This window comes from Bradyrhizobium sp. Ken51, assembly GCF_055807435.1.
In genome coordinates this window covers 173,844-190,835 of the sequence record NZ_JBVVPB010000007.1, presented here as the reverse complement: position 1 = coordinate 190,835, position 16,992 = coordinate 173,844, and the positions used below count along the sequence as shown (strand labels likewise).

At 64.5% G+C, this 16,992-nt stretch carries 13 protein-coding genes and 1 riboswitch; of the genes, 8 read left to right on the top strand and 5 right to left on the bottom strand.

All coding sequences use genetic code 11. From position 1 onward, the window contains the following. The first annotated feature begins 107 nt into the window (after positions 1–107). The 3 genes from AC0L27_RS15005 to purH all read left to right on the top strand — a co-directional run bounded on the left by AC0L27_RS15005 (position 108) and on the right by purH (position 5,088). The gene (locus AC0L27_RS15005) at positions 108–1,454 is read left to right on the top strand and encodes an RsmB/NOP family class I SAM-dependent RNA methyltransferase (RefSeq protein WP_354209739.1); all 1,347 of its coding nucleotides are present in this window, start codon (positions 108–110) and stop codon (positions 1,452–1,454) included. 156 nt (positions 1,455–1,610) lie between these two features. Further along, a complete protein-coding gene (locus tag AC0L27_RS15000) occupies positions 1,611–3,329 on the top strand; it encodes a heparinase II/III family protein (protein ID WP_275169155.1) in 1,719 nt (572 codons plus the stop codon). 59 nt (positions 3,330–3,388) lie between these two features. After that, a riboswitch (ZMP/ZTP riboswitch) is annotated at positions 3,389–3,470 on the top strand. Positions 3,471–3,495: 25 nt separating this feature from the next. Continuing rightward, positions 3,496–5,088 carry a bifunctional phosphoribosylaminoimidazolecarboxamide formyltransferase/IMP cyclohydrolase gene (purH, locus tag AC0L27_RS14995; protein WP_354209740.1) on the top strand — a complete coding sequence of 531 codons (1,593 nt, stop codon included), beginning with the start codon at positions 3,496–3,498 and terminating at the stop codon, positions 5,086–5,088. 164 nt (positions 5,089–5,252) lie between these two features. On the opposite strand, the gene AC0L27_RS14990 is transcribed toward purH, so the two are convergent. After that, positions 5,253–6,641: an MFS transporter gene (locus AC0L27_RS14990; protein ID WP_275169052.1), complete on the bottom strand. Its 1,389-nt coding sequence runs from the start codon at positions 6,639–6,641 to the stop codon at positions 5,253–5,255. Positions 6,642–6,740: 99 nt separating this feature from the next. Here AC0L27_RS14990 and ggt point away from each other — a divergent pair, with 99 nt between their 5' ends. After that, positions 6,741–8,492: a gamma-glutamyltransferase gene (gene ggt / locus AC0L27_RS14985; protein WP_354209742.1), complete on the top strand. Its 1,752-nt coding sequence runs from the start codon at positions 6,741–6,743 to the stop codon at positions 8,490–8,492. A 150-nt stretch (positions 8,493–8,642) separates the two neighbouring features. Here ggt and AC0L27_RS14980 read toward each other — a convergent pair whose 3' ends face one another. Continuing rightward, positions 8,643–9,308, bottom strand: a complete 666-nt coding sequence (locus AC0L27_RS14980; protein WP_473305868.1) for a glutathione S-transferase family protein — start codon at positions 9,306–9,308, stop codon at positions 8,643–8,645. Positions 9,309–9,459: 151 nt separating this feature from the next. Between AC0L27_RS14980 and AC0L27_RS14975 the strand changes: the two genes are divergently transcribed. From AC0L27_RS14975 to panE, 4 genes are all read left to right on the top strand, one after another. Then, a complete protein-coding gene (locus AC0L27_RS14975; RefSeq protein WP_354209744.1) occupies positions 9,460–10,056 on the top strand; it encodes a DUF2239 family protein in 597 nt (198 codons plus the stop codon). A gap of 89 nt (positions 10,057–10,145) precedes the next feature. Continuing rightward, positions 10,146–11,495, top strand: coding sequence for an MATE family efflux transporter (locus AC0L27_RS14970; protein WP_354209745.1), 1,350 nt, complete (start codon positions 10,146–10,148; stop codon positions 11,493–11,495). A gap of 88 nt (positions 11,496–11,583) precedes the next feature. Further along, complete coding sequence (locus tag AC0L27_RS14965; RefSeq protein ID WP_473305872.1) at positions 11,584–12,198, top strand: 2-hydroxychromene-2-carboxylate isomerase; 615 nt, start codon at positions 11,584–11,586, stop codon at positions 12,196–12,198. 214 nt (positions 12,199–12,412) lie between these two features. Further along, on the top strand, positions 12,413–13,336 hold the full coding sequence (gene panE / locus AC0L27_RS14960) for a 2-dehydropantoate 2-reductase (protein WP_354209747.1): 924 nt from the start codon (positions 12,413–12,415) through the stop codon (positions 13,334–13,336). 186 nt (positions 13,337–13,522) lie between these two features. On the opposite strand, the gene AC0L27_RS14955 is transcribed toward panE, so the two are convergent. The 3 genes from AC0L27_RS14955 to AC0L27_RS14945 all read right to left on the bottom strand — a co-directional run bounded on the left by AC0L27_RS14955 (position 13,523) and on the right by AC0L27_RS14945 (position 16,978). Further along, positions 13,523–14,116 (bottom strand): c-type cytochrome, encoded by a 594-nt coding sequence (locus AC0L27_RS14955; RefSeq protein WP_354209748.1) that lies wholly within the window; start codon positions 14,114–14,116, stop codon positions 13,523–13,525. A 216-nt stretch (positions 14,117–14,332) separates the two neighbouring features. Next, positions 14,333–15,613 (bottom strand): PQQ-dependent sugar dehydrogenase, encoded by a 1,281-nt coding sequence (locus tag AC0L27_RS14950; RefSeq protein WP_275169042.1) that lies wholly within the window; start codon positions 15,611–15,613, stop codon positions 14,333–14,335. 378 nt (positions 15,614–15,991) lie between these two features. Continuing rightward, positions 15,992–16,978: an NAD-dependent epimerase/dehydratase family protein gene (locus tag AC0L27_RS14945; protein ID WP_354209749.1), complete on the bottom strand. Its 987-nt coding sequence runs from the start codon at positions 16,976–16,978 to the stop codon at positions 15,992–15,994. Positions 16,979–16,992: the final 14 nt, after the last annotated feature.

Here is a 16,992-nt window from a genome sequence, read left to right as displayed (position 1 = left end):
ACCCGGAAGCGATTCTTACATTTGGCATATTCGCGTGCCAGAGATCGCCTTCTCAAGGCATGCGCCCATTACGGCGAACTGCCGCTCGCTCAGAACCTTGTTTCCGCATGCCTTCTCAACGTTTCGCTCCTCCATCCGAAGTGCCCGGTCTCGCGGCGCGGCGGATTGCCGCCGACATCGTCGACGGCGTGCTGCAAAAGCACCGCACGCTTGACGAGCAGCTCGATGGCAGCGGCGCCCATCCCGGACTGAAGACGCTCCCCGACCGCGACCGCGCGCTGATGCGCCGCCTGGTCGCCACCGTGCTGCGCCGGCTCGGCACGCTCGGCCATGTGCTGTCTCGGTTGCTCGACAAGGGCATTCCCTCCGACGCGCCGCGCGCGCAGAGCGCGCTGTTGATCGGCGCCGCCCAGATCCTCTGGATGGACGTGCCCGATCACGCGGCCGTCGATCTTTCCGTTCGCCTCGTGCAATCCGACCGGCGCGCCGCGCGCTATGCCGGCCTCGTCAACGCCGTGCTGCGCCGCTGCGCCCGCGAGGGCAAGGCGCTGGTGGACGAGGTTGCGGCACAGTCGCTGGATCTGCCGCCCTGGATGGTCGCGCGCTGGCGCGCGCATTACGGAGAGACGGTCGCAAGAGACATGGCGCTCGCGCTCAGCCACGACCCTTCGCTGGATCTGACCGTGAAGTCGGACGCCGCGCAATGGGCGAGCCGCTTACATGGCGAGGTGCTGCCGACCGGATCGGTGCGTACGGTGCTGCATGGCGCGGTGACCATGCTTCCCGGCTTCGCCGAAGGACAATGGTGGGTGCAGGACGCCGCCGCTGCGCTGCCAGCTCGGCTGTTCGGCGACATCAAGGGCAAATCCATCGCCGATCTCTGCGCCGCTCCCGGCGGCAAGACCGCGCAACTGGCGCAGGCCGGCGCGCACGTCACGGCCATCGACCGCTCGCCCGCCCGGGTGGCGCGGCTGCGCGAGAATCTGATGCGGTTGTCGCTCCAGGCCGAGACGGTCGTCGCCGACGCCGTGGAATGGGCGGGTCCGGCCGATGGCTTCGACGGCATCCTGATCGATGCGCCCTGCACCTCGACCGGGACGATCCGCCGCCACCCCGATGTCTCCTGGCTCCGGCAGGAATCCGACATCGCGGCAATGACCGTGCTCCAGCGGCGGCTGCTGCAAAAATCGATCTCGCTGCTCAAGCCCGGCGGGACGCTGGTCTACTGTACCTGCTCGCTGGAACCCGAAGAGGGCGAGCATGCGGTCGCCGCGCTGCTGGCCACAGAGCCTGGGCTTCGCCGGGTTCCTATCGATGCGTCCGAGGTGTCGGGACTCAGCGAGATCGTCACCGCCGAGGGCGATTTGCGCACTCTGCCCAGCCATCTGCCGAACGCCGATCCCAAGCTCGGCGGGCTTGACGGATTTTTCGCGGCCCGGCTCGTTAAATCCTGATTTTGCACTGGATTTTGCAACCACGCCGCTGATTCGCGTCGTTCAAGGTGGTGTCGGCCGTCCGATTTTGGGATTAATAAGGATTCGTCGGAATCCTCTCCCCCATCAAGGCAAGGCGTGTCGGTCGCTCAACGCAGACGTATCTCGACGCTGGTGATGAACCGCTTCGCGCGGAACATGCTCGCGCGCGCGAGCGGCGGTTCCGTCGCCCTGTCGCGGGTCTGGCCCGGCCGCGCCGACCGGCTGATCATCGCGCCGCATGATCTGCGCACCGCGGATGCGACCCGCGCCGCCGAGATCTATGCCGGCCGCTTCGTCTTCGCCGGCAAGATCGTCAATTGCCACGGCCGTTCGATCTTCGATCTCGAGCCGCCGTCGGAGGATTGGGAGGTTGCGCTGCTCGGCTTCGGCTGGCTGCGCCATTTGCGCGCCGCGGACACCGCGCTGACGCGCGCGAATGCGCGCTCGCTGATCGAGGACTGGATCGGCAACCCTGCCAGCAAGCGCCGTCCCGTCGCGCGACGCGCCGACGTGCTGGCGCGACGCGTGATCTCCCTGCTGTCGCAGGCACCGCTGGTACTGAACGATACCGACAACAAATTCTACCGTCGCTATCTGCGCGCGCTGGCGCGCGAAATCCGCTTGCTGCGCTACACCATGGTCAACATTCCCGACGGAGTGCCGAAGCTCCAGGTGCTGATCGCGCTATGCTATGCGGCGCTGTGCCTCGCCAACCAGGCAAGTCACATCCGCAGCGCCTCAAAAAAGCTCTCCGATGAATTGCAGCGGCAGATCCTGCCCGACGGCGGGCATGTCTCGCGCAACCCGGGCGCGCTGATCGAGCTGTTGATCGACCTGTTGCCGTTGCGGCAGACCTTTGCCGCGCGCAACATCGCGCCGCCGCCCGCGCTGCTCAACGCGATCGACCGCATGATGCCGATGCTGCGCTTCTTCCGCCACGGCGACGGCAATTTCGCGCTGTTCAACGGCATGAGCGCGACGCCCTCGGACCTGCTTGCCACGCTGCTTGCCTATGACGACACCCACGGCGCGCCGATGTCGAACATGCCGCATACCGGTTTCCAGCGCCTCGATGCCGGCCAGACCACGCTGATCATCGACACCGGCCCGCCGCCGGCGGCCAGCGTCAGCCACGACGCCCATGCCGGCTGCCTGTCGTTCGAACTGTCCTCCGGCATCAGCCGCATCGTCACCAATTGCGGCATGCCGACCACGGGCCGCGACAATTGGCGACCGTTCGCGCGCGGCACCGCGGCGCATTCGACGCTGACCTATCACGACACCTCGTCATGCCAGTTCGTGGAGATGTCGGCGATGAAGCGGCTCTTGCACGGCGCTCCGGTCACCAGCGGCCCCGTCGAGGTCGAGAGCTATCGCGAAATCGTGCAGAACGGCACGCTGCTCACGACGTCGCATGACGGTTACCTGACAAAATTCGGCGCGATCCACCGTCGCGTGCTAATGATCGCCAATGACGGCGCGCGCATCGACGGCGAGGACACGCTGTCGCCGCCGCAAGGCGGACGCTTCAAGGGTGCGGATGCCGATTTCGCGCTGCGATTTCATCTGCACCCGGCGGTGAAGGCGAGCCGGCTGTCCGATGCCCGCGGCGTCATGCTGGTGCTGCCGAACCGCGACGTCTGGACCTTCGAGGCGCTCGACGACAAGGTGGAGCTGGAGGACAGCGTGTCCCTGGCCGGCAATGACGGCCCGCGCCGCACCGCGCAGATCGTGATCCGCCAGGATGCGCGGCAGGCGCCCTCGATCCGCTGGAGTTTTGTCCGCTCCACCGCCTCGCCGGCGATCACGAATGCCCGCAGAAATGCGCGGCGAGAGCCGGAACTTCCGCTGTAGACGCCCGCGATTCGGCCCCATCTGATCGTTGTGAAAGCGACCGAAAACTGCTATCGAGCCCTCGCTCGCGCGACTGGCGACCTTGGATGGAGCACCATCGGGAAGCGCGGGACTGAGCAGCCGCGCGCCTGGGCATAGACACTCCTTCAGACAGAGGATCTTGCTCATGACTGACCATCCCCGCCGCGTCACCCGCGCACTTCTCTCCGTTTCCGACAAGACTGGCCTGATCGACTTCGCAAAGGCGCTTGCCGCGCATGATGTGGAGCTGATCTCGACCGGCGGCACCGCAAAGGCGATCGCCGCGGCCGGCCTCAAGGTGAAGGACGTCTCCGAGCTGACCGGCTTCCCCGAGATGATGGATGGCCGCGTCAAGACGCTGCATCCGAAGGTGCATGGCGGCCTGCTCGCGATCCGCGACAACAAGGACCATGCGGAAGCGATGACCGCGCATGGCATCGCGCCGATCGATCTCCTCGTCGTCAATCTCTATCCGTTCGAAGCAACCGTCGACAAAGGCGCGGGCTTCGAGGATTGCATCGAGAACATCGATATCGGCGGCCCCGCGATGATCCGCGCCGCCGCGAAGAACCATGACGATGTCGCCGTCGTGGTCGAGGCGCAGGACTATCAGGCCGTGCTCGACGAGCTAGCCGCCAACAAAGGCGCAACCACGCTGAAGCTGCGCCGGCGCCTTGCCGCCAAGGCTTACGCGCGCACTGGCGCCTATGACGCCGCGATCTCGAACTGGTTCAACCGCCAGCTCGAGATCGACGCGCCCGATTTCCGCGCCTTCGGTGGCAGGCTGATCCAGTCGCTGCGCTATGGCGAGAATCCGCACCAGACCGCGGCGTTCTATGCAACGCCCGACAAGCGGCCGGGCGTCTCGACTGCACGGCAGCTCCAGGGCAAGGAGCTCTCCTACAACAATATCAACGACACCGATGCGGCCTATGAATGCATCGGCGAGTTCGACGCCAAGCGCACCGCAGCCTGCGTCATCGTCAAGCATGCCAATCCCTGCGGCGTCGCGGAGGGCTCCGACCTCGTCAGCGCGTATCGCAAGGCGCTGGCCTGCGATTCCACCTCGGCGTTCGGCGGCATCATCGCGATGAACCGCGCACTCGATGCCGACACCGCGCGCGAGATCACGAAGATCTTCACCGAGGTGATCATCGCGCCCGACGCAAGCGAGGAAGCGATCGCCATCATCGGCGCGCGCAAGAACCTTCGGCTTCTGCTCGCCGGCAGCCTGCCCGATCCGCGCACGCCCGGCCTCACCGCCAAGACGGTGGCGGGCGGTCTCCTCGTGCAGAGCCGCGACAACGCCGTGGTCGACGACATGACCTTCAAGGTTGTCACGAAGCGCGCGCCCACTGATGCCGAGATGCGCGACCTGAAGTTTGCTTTCCGTGTCGCAAAACACGTCAAGTCCAACACCATCATCTATGCCAAGGATCTCGCCACGGTCGGCATCGGTGCCGGCCAGATGAGCCGGGTCGATTCAGCGCGGATCGCGGCACGCAAGGCTCAGGATGCGGCCGCCGAGCTGAAGCTCGCCGAACCGCTCACCAAGGGCTCGGTGGTGGCGTCGGATGCGTTCTTCCCGTTCGCCGACGGCATGCTCGCCTGCATCGAGGCCGGCGCCACCGCCGTGGTGCAGCCCGGCGGCTCCATGCGCGACGACGAAGTGATCAAGGCCGCCGACGAGCACGGCATCGCCATGGTGTTCACGGGCACGCGGCACTTCAGGCATTAGGTCTGTCGTGCACTAAACTCTCAACGGGTCGTCCCGGCGAAGGCCGGGACCCATAGCCCCAGGAAGTAGTTTGGTGTGCGGTACTAGCCGCGTCGCGGCAACGAGAAATCACGCGGTATGGGTCCCGGCCCCCGTGCGCAATTGCGCACTAGGCCGGGACGACACTAATTTTCCCGCACCCGCATCAACAGCGCCAGCCCCGCGACGAAGAACACCACCAGCACGGCCATGCCGGCCTTTTGGCTCGCCGTCACCGCGGTGATCACGCCGATCAGGAGCGGGCCGATGAAGGACGTCACTTTCCCCGTCAGTGCGAACAGACCGAAATACTGCGCGATGCGGTCCTTCGGTGCGAGACGGATCAGGAGCGTGCGTGAGGCCGCTTGCAGCGGACCGCCGGCTGCACCGATCAGGCAGCCAAGCACCAGATAAGCGCGCTCCGACGCAGCGGCAAACAATGCACCGCCGGGCGCGGGCGGCGCGACCTTGATGAAGAAGATCGAATCCTTGTCGACCAGCAGGATCGCCGCCAGCGCCAGCAGCAGGACCAGCATGCTGCCGGCGATCACGCGCTTCGGCCCGAAGCGATCGTCCAGCTTACCGCCAAACCACGCGCCAAACGCGCCGGCGATCGCGAGCATGATGCCAAAGGTGCCGATCTGGATCGTGTGCCAGCCGAACGTGCCAGCCGCATAGATGCCGCCGAAGGCAAACAGCGACACCAGACCGTCGGTGTAGATCATGTTGGCGAGTAGAAACGCGGCAAGCGATTTCTGCTGCGGCAGCCCCTTGATCGATTGCTTCAGCTCCGACAGGCCTTCGTGCAGTGCCTCGCGCACCGGACGCTTCGCCGGATAGTCCGGAGTGAACAGGAACATCGGCGTCACGAAAATGATGAACCAAAGCCCGGTCAACGGTCCCGCGGCGCGGTCGCCTTGACGGCTGACGGGATCGAGCCCGAACAGCGGCGTAAAGCCGAGCAGCGTGCGGCCGGTCTCGGGATTCGCGGCGAGCAGGCCGAGCACGATGATCAGGCTGACGATGCCGCCGACATATCCCGTCGCCCAGCCGGTGCCGGACAGCCGTCCGATACGCTCCGGCGGCACCAGCGTGGGCATCATCGCATTGTTGAAGAGAGTGGCGAATTCCGCGCCGACGCTGGCGAGCGCGACCGCGGTGAGCAGCGGCGGAATGATCGAGGGATCGCCCGGCTTGCCGATCCACAGCGTGCAGGATGCCAGCACCAGCACGGCACCGAATCCGGCGATCCACGGCTTCCTGCGACCCGAAGCATCGGCAATAGCCCCCAGCACCGGCGACATCAGCGCGATTGCGAGGCCCGCGGCAGCCATCGCAAAGCCCCACAGCGATTGCCCGGTGGCGGGATTCGGCGCAATGCCGGTGGCAAAATACGGCGCGAACACGAAGGTCGTGATCAGCGTGAAATAAGGCTGCGCCGCCCAGTCGAAGAAGATCCAGCTGACGACGGCCCTGCGCTGCGGATAGGTCCGCTGCGCGCCGGCGATGCGCGCATCCGGGGCGATCGTCGTCACTCCACAATCCTCATCACGAACAGTTTTGCCTCTGTCGAAACAAACCGTATAGCATTGCAACGCTGCATGTGAACTGCCCATGGCCATTGCGGAAGTTTGATGATGTCGTCTTTTTCGACACGGCGGACATTTTTCGCCTTCCTTGCCACTCTGGCGTTCGGACTTCCGACCGCGACCGCGCAGGATGCGCGGCGGGCCTATGTGCCGCCGGTGCTCGACACGGTACGTGCCGTTCCCGCCGAGCACGGCATGGTGGTCGCGCAGGAGAAAATCTCTGCGCAGGTCGGCGCCGACATCCTGCGACGCGGCGGCAATGCCGTCGACGCCGCGGTCGCGACCGGCTTTGCGATGGCCGTGACCTATCCGCGCGCCGGCAATATCGGCGGCGGCGGCTTCATGGTGATTCATTCCACTGAGCGCAACGAAGACATCACAATCGATTATCGCGAGACCGCGCCGGCTGCGACCACGCCACAGATTTTCCTCGGCGCCGACGGCAAGCCCGATGCGGCGAAGTCGCGGGATTCCGCGCTCGGCGTCGGCGTGCCCGGCACCATCGCGGGTCTTGCGCTGGCCCTGGAAAAATATGGCTCGGGCCGGTTCACGCTGGCGCAACTGCTCGAGCCCGCGATCGCGCTCGCCCGCGACGGCTTCCTCGTCGGCGACGACATTGCCGACACTCTGCCGGGGTGGCACAAGCGGCTGGTGCGCTGGCCCTCCTCGGCCAGGATCTTCTCGCGGCCTGATGGTACACCGCTCGGCGAAGGCGACCGACTGGTGCAGAGCGATCTCGCCGAAACGCTGTCGGCTGTCGCCGCACAGGGCCCGCGCGGTTTCTATGAGGGGCCGGTCGCGGAAAAACTCGCCAAGGCCGTGACTGACGCGGGCGGCATCATGACGCCGGCCGATTTGAAATCCTATCAGGCGGTGATCCGTGCACCGGTGCGCGGCACCTATCGCGGCTATGACATCGTGTCGATGCCGTTGCCGTCGTCGGGCGGCGTGGTGCTGGTGGAGACGCTCAATATCCTCGAAGGTTTTCAGCTCGCGAATCTGAAGCAAGGATCGCCGGCCTCGCTGCATCTGCTGATCGAGGCCATGAAGCGTGCCTATGCGGACCGTGCGCGCTATCTCGGCGATCCCGCCTTCGTCAACGCACCGATCGGGACGCTCACCGCCAAAGACTACGCCGCCAAGCTGCGGGCAACCATCTCCGCCGATCGCGCCACGCCGTCGAAACAGCTCGTTTCCACCGCGGCCTCACCGCATGAGGGCAGCAACACCACGCATTTTTCCGTCGTCGACGCTAGCGGCAACGCGGTCAGCAACACCTATACGCTGAACTTCAGTTACGGCGTCGGTCTTGTCGCCGACGGCACCGGCGTGCTGCTCAATAACGAGCTCGACGATTTCACAGCGGCGGTCGGCGCTTCCAATGCCTACGGCCTCGTCGGCTTCGAGGCCAATTTGCCCGGGCCGGGCAAGCGGCCGCTGTCCTCGATGTCGCCGACCATCGTGCTGAAGGACGGCAAGCCGGTACTGGTGACGGGCTCGCCGGGCGGCAGCCGCATCATCTCGACCGTGCTCCAGGTGATCGTCAACGTCCTCGATTACAAGATGGACGTCGCGGCTGCCGTGGCCGCACCGCGGCTGCATCACCAATGGCTCCCCGACGAGGTCCGGGTCGAGAGCGGCTTTCCCGATAATGTGCTGGTCGAGCTGAAGGCGATGGATCATCTCATCGTCACGCCGATGGGGCAGACATCGGCGAATTCGATCGCGGTGACCGCCAACGGTCCGCTCGGCGCGCCCGATCCGCGTACCCGAGGTGCGGAAGCAGCGGGGCAGTAACTCTGTCCTTGCATGGCGCGAAGGCCGTCGGCCGGCTTGCGCGCGGGCCGCGCGTGCTACCATCGCGAGGCCAGAGAAACTGTCAGAGACGCGCGGACGCGTATTACATGCGAACTGGCGGGCACTGTCGCGCAGGGCGCACTGAGGAAGTTAGCGCCCCACCTGATACGGACCGCCCTTCTCGAGCGCTCTCGCGTAGGCCGGCCGCGCGTGAATGCGCTCCAGAAACGCCATCGCCTTGGGATGGCCAAGCTCGAGCCCGCCGCGCGCCTGGGCCGCTTCGAGCGGAAAGCTCATCTGGATGTCGGCAGCGGTGAACTCGTTGCCGGCGAACCACTCGCTCTTGCCGAGCTCACCTTCCCAGTAGTCCATGTGCTGCTTGAGCTGCGGATTGACCAGCGCGGTGAGCGCCTGGTTCGAGACCTTGCGCACCAGCGGGCGGAGCAACGCCGGCGCACGCTTCGGCATCAGCGTGAACAGCAGCTTGAGCAGCAGCGGCTGCATCGCCGAGCCTTCCGCATAGTGCAGCCAATAGGTGAAGCGCAGCCGCTCGGGCGTGTTCGGCGGCGGGACTAGCCGGCCGTTGCCGTAGGTGGCGATGAGATATTCGATGATCGCGCCGGATTCGGCGATGGTGTTGCCGTTGTCGGTGATCACGGGCGACTTGCCAAGCGGATGGATCGCACGCAACTCCTTCGGCGCGCGCATGTCCGGCTGGCGCTGATAGCGCACGATCTCGTAGGGCACGCCCAACTCCTCGAGCAGCCACAGCACGCGCTGCGAGCGCGAATTGTTGAGGTGATGAACGGTCAGCATCGCGTGGTCCCCGGGGCTAGGCATGGTTCGATCAGCCGCGCGTTCGTGCCAGCCCGGGAACGCAATGTCGAGCCATCCGGTCGGTTATTTTAACCCGGGTATATTGACCTCAGCAATTTACCCGGGTATTAAAGTCGCCATCTCGACGAATATGGCAATGATTCCAATGCAGAAGACTTTCACCGCTTTCCAAGGGCATCGCCGTCTGGTCTCCGGGCCGGCGGGAGAGGTCGCGCTGGTCATCAAGCGGATGGCGGAGCGGCCCGACGAACCCATCATCATCTTCGAGGACGCCACCGGCCGATCGATCGACTTCGATCTGCGCGGCGGAGACCGCGAGGTGCTGGCGCGGCTGGCGAAGCTTGTCCCGCCCCCGGTTGAGGACACTCCATCGCCGAGCGAACCGCGCGGCCGCGGCCGGCCGAAGCTCGGCGTGGTCGCGCGTGAGGTGACGCTGCTGCCGCGGCACTGGGAGTGGCTCAGCGCGCAAGCAGGCGGCGCTTCGGTGGCGCTGCGGAAACTTGTCGAAGAAGCGCGGCGCGCAAGCGGCGACAAGGACCGCGAGCGGCAGGCGCGCGATGCGGCTTATCACTTCATGTCGACCATGGCCGGCAATCTGCCGCAGTTCGAGGAAGCATCGCGCGCGTTGTTTGCGGACGACCGGCGGCGTTTCACCGGACTGATCGCAGATTGGCCCGTCGACATCCGCGACCACATCGTCAAGCTCGCCTATAGCGACCGCGCTTAGGCGCGCGCCTTCTCACAACCCCATCGACGACCGCGCCGCGCGCACTTCGCGTGGCGACGGTTCCGCACGCCCTGACGAAAGGCCAATCCATGTCCGCCGCCAAGCCGCCCTGGAAAAGTTTTCTGCGCTTCGTCGCGCCGTTGATGCTGAGCAATGCGCTGCAATCGCTGTTCGGCACCCTCAGTAACGTCTATCTCGGCCAGATGGTCGGGGTCGACGCGCTCGCGTCGGTCTCGGCGTTCTTTCCGGTGTTCTTCTTCCTCTTCGCCTTCGTCATCGGGCTAAGCACCGGCGCCACGGTGCTGATCGGCCAAGCCTATGGTGCAGGCGAGCAGGGCCGGATCAAGCTCATTGTGGGCACGACGCTCGCGATCGGCCTGCTGCTCTCGATTGCGATTGCACTGATCGGCGGGATCTTCAGCCGCCAATTGATGACCATGCTCGCAACGCCTGCGGATATTCTCGACCAGGCCAGCGCCTATGCCCGAATCATGCTGCTCACCATGCCGCTCGGCTTCATCTTCCTGCTGATGACGGCGATGATCCGCGGCGTCGGCGACGCGCTGACGCCGCTGCTGGCGCTAGCCTTGTCGACCGCGATCGGCTTGATCCTGACGCCGATGCTGATCCGCGGGTCGTTCGGATTTCCGGCGGCCGGCATCACCAGCCCGGCCTGGGCGGCGGCGATCGCGAACGCGCTGACGCTGGTCGCGCTGGCGGCCTATCTGCTCCGAAGAAAACATGCGTTGGCACCGGACGCTGCACTGCTGCGCCATCTGCGGCTCAATCGTGCGGTGCTGAGACAAATCCTTGGCATTGGACTGCCGAGCGCGATCGGCATGGTGGTGATGGCGATCGCCGAGCTGGTGCTGCTCGGCCTCGTCAACGGGTTCGGCTCGAACGCAACCGCAGCCTATGGCGCGGTCAACCAGGTGATGGGCTACACGCAGTTCACGGCGATGTCGATTTCAATAGCGGTCTCGATCCTCGGCGCCCAAGCGGTCGGCCGCGGCGATAGAGCGGGGCTCGACGGCATCGTGCGCACCGGACTTGCGTTCAACATCGTCCTGACCGGCGGGCTGGTGGCACTGATCTATCTCGCGCCGCGCGCCGTGCTCGGCATGTTCATCACTGATGATATCGTGCTCGATCTGGCGAAGGGCTTGCTCAACATCGCGCTGTGGAGCTCGGTGCCGTTCGGCCTGGCGACGGTGTTTTCGGGTGCGATGCGCGCCGCCGGCGTGGCGCTGACGCCAATGCTGCTCGCGATCTTCGCCATTGGAGCAATCGAACTGCCGTCCGCGGTGATCCTGAGCCGCACGATCGGCCTTGAGGGTGTGTGGGCCGCCTATCCGATCGTGTTCTGCTCCATGTTCCTTTTGCAGATGGGCTATTACCTTCTGGTGTGGCGCAAGCGAACGATCCGGCGTCTGATCTGACGACATCATCAAGAGATTATGACCGTCATTAAATGGTGGACCCGCGGCGCGCGCTGCGCCACAATGCGAAAAAGCGACGTCAGGGAGGATGATTTTGACCCGCACAGCCCCGCAATTCCTGTTCGATTTCGGCAGCCCGAACGCCTATCTCAGTCATCTCGCGATCCCCGCCATCGAGCAGCGCATCGGCGTCAAGTTCGAGTACGTGCCAATCCTGCTCGGCGGCATCTTCAAGTCGACCAACAACAAGTCGCCGGCCGAGACGTTCGCCGGTATCAAGAACAAGCGCGAATTCCACGCGGTCGAGACGGAGCGCTTCGTCAAGCGCTTCCAGGTTCAGCCCTACGTCATGAATCCGTTCTTCCCGGTCAACACGCTGAACCTGATGCGCGCGGCGATCGCGGCGCAGCTCGAGGGCGTGTTCGAAGCATATGTCGAGGCCGCCTTCCACCACATGTGGCGCGAGCCGAAGAAGATGGACGATCCGGAAATCGCGGCGAAGGCGCTGGCGTCCTCCGGCCTCGACGCGCAAAAACTGTTCACCCGCGCCGGGGAACCCGAGGTGAAGGGCAGACTGATCAAGAACACCGAAGAGGCAGTCGCGCGCGGCGCGTTCGGCTCGCCGACCTTCTTCGTCGGAAACGAGATGTTCTTCGGCAAGGAGCAGTTGCGCGAGGTAGAGGAGATGGTGTCGGGGAAGTGATTTTCGTATGATGGACAGATCGAGCCATCATCTCCGATGTCGTCCTGGCAAAAGCCAGGACCCATAACCACCGAAGGCTATGGCTGGGACGAGCTGGGGCTTCAACTTGCCCGACAACATGCAGTCGGGGTAATGGGTCCTGGCTTTCGCCAGGACGACGGCAAGAAACAACGACGACGGCAAGAAGCAATCAAGAAACAACAAGGACAATCCCATGCGTATCCTCGTGGTCGGCGCTGGCGCCATCGGCGGCTATTTTGGTGGCAGGCTGTTGCAGGCCGGCCGCGACGTCACCTTCCTGGTCCGGCCACGGCGCGCCAGCGAGCTCGCGAGCGCTGGCTTAGTTATCAAGAGCCCGAACGGCGACGTGACGCTGAAAAATCCGCCAACCGTTCAGGCCGACGCGCTCAAGGAAAAGTTCGAGGTCGTGCTGCTCAGCTGCAAGGCCTTCGACCTCGCTGACGCCATCAAGTCGTTCGCGGCAGCAGTCGGGCCGAATACCGCGATCATCCCGATGCTCAACGGCATGAAGCATCTCGACATCCTCGACGGCAAGTTCGGCAAGGAGCGCGTGCTCGGTGGCCTCTGCGCCATCGCCGCGACGCTCAACGAGAAGCGTGAGGTGGTGCAGCTGCAGCCGATGCAGTCGATCAATTACGGGGAGCGCGACGGCAAGCTGTCGGATCGCGTCAAGGCGATCGACGAGGCCTTCAAGAGCGGCATCGTTGGGGCCAGCGCCAGCCAGAACATCATGCAGGACATGTGGGAGAAATGGGTGTTCCTGTCCTCGCTGGCGGCGTCCACCAGCCTGATGCGCAGCTCTGTCGGCAATATTCTCGCCGCTCCCGGCGGCAGGGATTTCCTGCTCGGCATGCTGGACGAGACCAGCGCGATCGCCGCCGCGTCGGGCTACTCGCCGGGCGGGCCGTTCTTCGAGCGCGTGAAGGGTAACCTCACAACCGAGGGCTCGCCGATGACGGCCTCGATGTTCCGTGACGTCAAGGCGGGCCTGCCGGTCGAGGCCGATCACGTCATCGGCGATCTCATCGCCCGCGCCGACGCCGCCAAGGTGCCGGTACCGAAGCTGCGCATCGCGTACACGCATTTGAAGGCGTATGAGAAGCAGCGGGCGGGGTAAGGCCCCTCGCTCGATCGTCATCCCGGGGCGCGCATGGCGCGAGCCCGGGATCCATAACCACAGGCCGTGGTTATGAACCGAGCTGGTCACGACGAGTCTTCGCCAAACCACTCCCTGTGGTTATGGGTCCCGGATCTGCGCTTCGCTTGTCCGGGACGACGGTGGAGTTTTGCAGCACATCGCGCGCTATTTGAAATACGCAAGATAGTGCGAGACGGCGGTGATTTCCTCATCGCTCATGTGATAGGCGACATCGGCCATCGCCGCGCCTCCGCCGCCGACGCGCTGGCTGCTCTTGTAGTCGTGCAGCGCCTTGACCAGGTATTCCTCGCGCTGTCCCGCCAGCCGCGCGACGGCCTTGGTGCCGGCAAAGCTATCCGTATGGCATGATGCGCAACGGCGGCCGGCGGCAACCTGGGCGCCCTTTTTCGACAGGTCCGGATCCTTGTCCTCCGCCGCTGTCGGCGGCGTCAGCGCTGCGAAATAAGCGCCGAGATTGCGGACGTCCTCGTTGGTAATTTCCTCGGCGATGGGCTGCATCTGGTCGTTCTTGCGCGAGCCGGCGCGGAAAAACACGAGCTGCCATTGCAGGAATTGATCGGGCTGCCCGGCGAGCGAAGGAATGTTCTCGGTCTGCGAGATGCCGTTCTCGCCGTGACAGCCGGCGCAGACGGCGGCCTTCTCCTTGATCGCGGCATTGTCGGCGGCGCTTGTGGGGAGAGAACCGAGCGCTGCGAGCGCAACCGCGCTGATTGCGTGCGAGATGAACTGCCGGCGCATGATTGGAATTTCCGATCTATCGAACGCGTCATTCCGGGGCGAAGAAGCGCGAGCTATGATGCGCAATTGCGCATCTGAGAATTCCATAACCCGCGTTCGTGGCTATGGGTTCCGCACCTGTGCGCAAGCGGCGCCCAACTCCGGGCGACGACGTGCGAAAATGAAATGAGAAAGGCTGCGGTGCCCCTCGGCACCGCAGCCTCGTGTCATCTTACGCTACTTCTTGCTGTAGCTGATGCGGTAGATCGCGCCGGCCCAATCGTCGGCGACGAGGATCGAGCCATCCTTGGCGAGGATGATGTCGTCGGGACGGCCGAGATAGCCCTGGTCGCCCTCGATCCAGCCGGAGGCGAACACCTCCTGCTTGGCGTTCTTGCCGTCGGGCCCGACGATCACGCGCATGATGCGACCGCCCTGGTACTTGTGACGATTCCAGGAGCCGTGCTCGGCGATCAGGATGTTGTTCTTGTACTCGGCCGGGAATTGGTCGCCGGTATAGAACTTCATGCCGAGCGGAGCGACGTGGGCACCGAGGTTCAGCACGGGCGGCGTGAACTCGGAGCACTTGTGGCCCATCGCGAACTTGGTATCCGGCAGGTCACCCTGGTGGCAGTAGGGATAGCCGAAGTGCTCGCCGATCCTGCTGATCATGTTCAGCTTGTCCGAGGGCAGATCGTCGCTGATCCAGTCGCGGGCGTTCTCGGTGAACCAGAACTTGCCGGTGCGCGGATCGACGTCGCCGCCGACCGAGTTGCGAACGCCCAGCGCATAGATTTCCGCATTGCCGGTCTTGGGATCGACACGGCGGATCTGCGACACGCTGGTCGGGGGCACGCCGATGTTGAAGGGCGGTCCGAACGGAATGTAGAACCAGCCTTCCTTGTCGACCGCGATGTACTTCCAGCCATGCGCGGCATAGGACGGCATGTCGTCATAGACGACCTTGCCTTCGCCGGGACTGTCGAGCTTGTTCTCGATGTCGTCGTAGCGGATCAGCTTGTCGACCGCGATGACGTAGAGCGCACCGTCCTTGACAGCCAGACCCGTGGGCATGTTCAGTCCCTTCAGGATCGTCTTGACTTCCTTCTTTCCGTTGTTGTCCTTGATGGCATAGACGTTGCCGAGGCCGAAGGATCCGACGAACAGCGTGCCCTTGTCACCCCAGGCCATCTGCCGCGCGGCCAGCACACCGGACGCGTAGACCTCCATCTTGAAGCCCGGCGGCAGCTTGACCTTCTTGACGATGTTGGCGAGCTCGGCGTCGGACGCGCCGGTCGGCGGACCCGACGGCGGCGCCAGGCCCTTCTGCGCCTCGGTCTCGTCGCCGAGGAACCAGTCGTCCGGCGGATGGGTCCAGAACTCCTTGGTGCCGGATTCGTATTTCTTCAGCGGCTTGTTCTTGTCCTGCTGCTGCGCGTGACCGGCGCTTGTCCCCGCGAGAAGGGCAACCGCTGCAAGCGCCAGGACGGATTGAAAGACGGATCGATGGAATTTCATCGCGTCACTCCCCTAAGGCAGCCATCAGGGCTGCACGTTATTTTGTTTTGCTAGTCGAGAGGCGAAGTTTGGACTCTGTCGAGAGGACAGACGAAAAAGGTTAGCACATCTGCCCGCGGAGAGAAGCGCGCCGCGTGCGCTGCGATAGCGCTCAATAAAAATTGAGACGGAAAGTCAACGATGGCGAATGCCGCGACGACAACGCTCTCGCTGCAGCGCGGAATCAAAATCGCGCGCGGCTAAATTGCGGGCAGCAGGAGCTCCGGAACAAAAAAACGCGAAAACAACCCCATGCACAGTAGAAATGCTCTGGCCATCTTGCTGCCGGTGACCCCGGCTAGACATCTGACGCGTCGAGCGAATTAGCAAAGGTGGCGACTACGTGGCGACGGGGTAGGGACCATCGTCGAAAATCGTCTCATGATAGCCCTTCGACCCGATATCGCGCGCCAGCGTGCTGCGAAAATCGCGGCCCTCGCGAAGGCAGTTCAAGACATGCGCGAAGTGGAATTCGGGCCGCCAGCCCAGCTCGCGCCGTGCGCGCTCATTGACATAAACACGGTCGATCGCTGGGAACAGTCGCCAGCCGCGCGCCGCAAAGAGCTCCGCACAATCCGGATAGAGCTCACGCACCACAGCGGCCGCGTCACGTGCAAGTGCTGTTAGATGGCGCTGCTCGAACGGGCTCGTCGCTGACACAATGTAGCGGGCAAAACCGATGTTCGGCGCACGCTCGGCGGCGAGCAGATGGGCGCTCACCGCATCCGCGATATCCAGCCGGCGATAGAGCAGCTCGTTGGCCCGCGCATTCTCCGGAGCGTAAGCCGATCGCATCGCCGGATCGTCATCGTCTTCCGGGAAGAAGCGCGAGGTCCTCAAGACCACGACAGGCAGGCCGCGCTCGCGACAGAACAGCTCGCAGAGAGTCTCAGCCATCAGTTTGGTCGTGCCGTAGATGTTCTTCGGGATCGGCGGCAGGTCCTCGGTGACCCACACCGCGGCCTGTCCCGCCTCGGAGCGAAGCTGCGAGCCAAACGCGCTGGTCGTGCTGGTGAAGACAAAGCTACGCACGCCAGCGGCCACAGCCGCTTCGAGCAGGTTGAGCGTGCCGATGACATTGGTGTCGATGAAATCTTGCTTGCTGTGGGTCACCACATGCGGCTTGTGCAGCGTCGCGGTGTGGATCACCGCGGAGACGCCGTCCATCTGGCCCCGCACGAAATCGGGATCGACGATCGAGCCGACGGCATCGGTGAAGGATGACGCCTTCAGGTCGATCCCACGCGCAGGCGAACCGCGCCCGTGGAGCGTGCGGAGAAGGGCTTCCCCGAGATGGCCTGCACTGCCGGTGACCAGAATTGTCATTCGTGACCCAATAC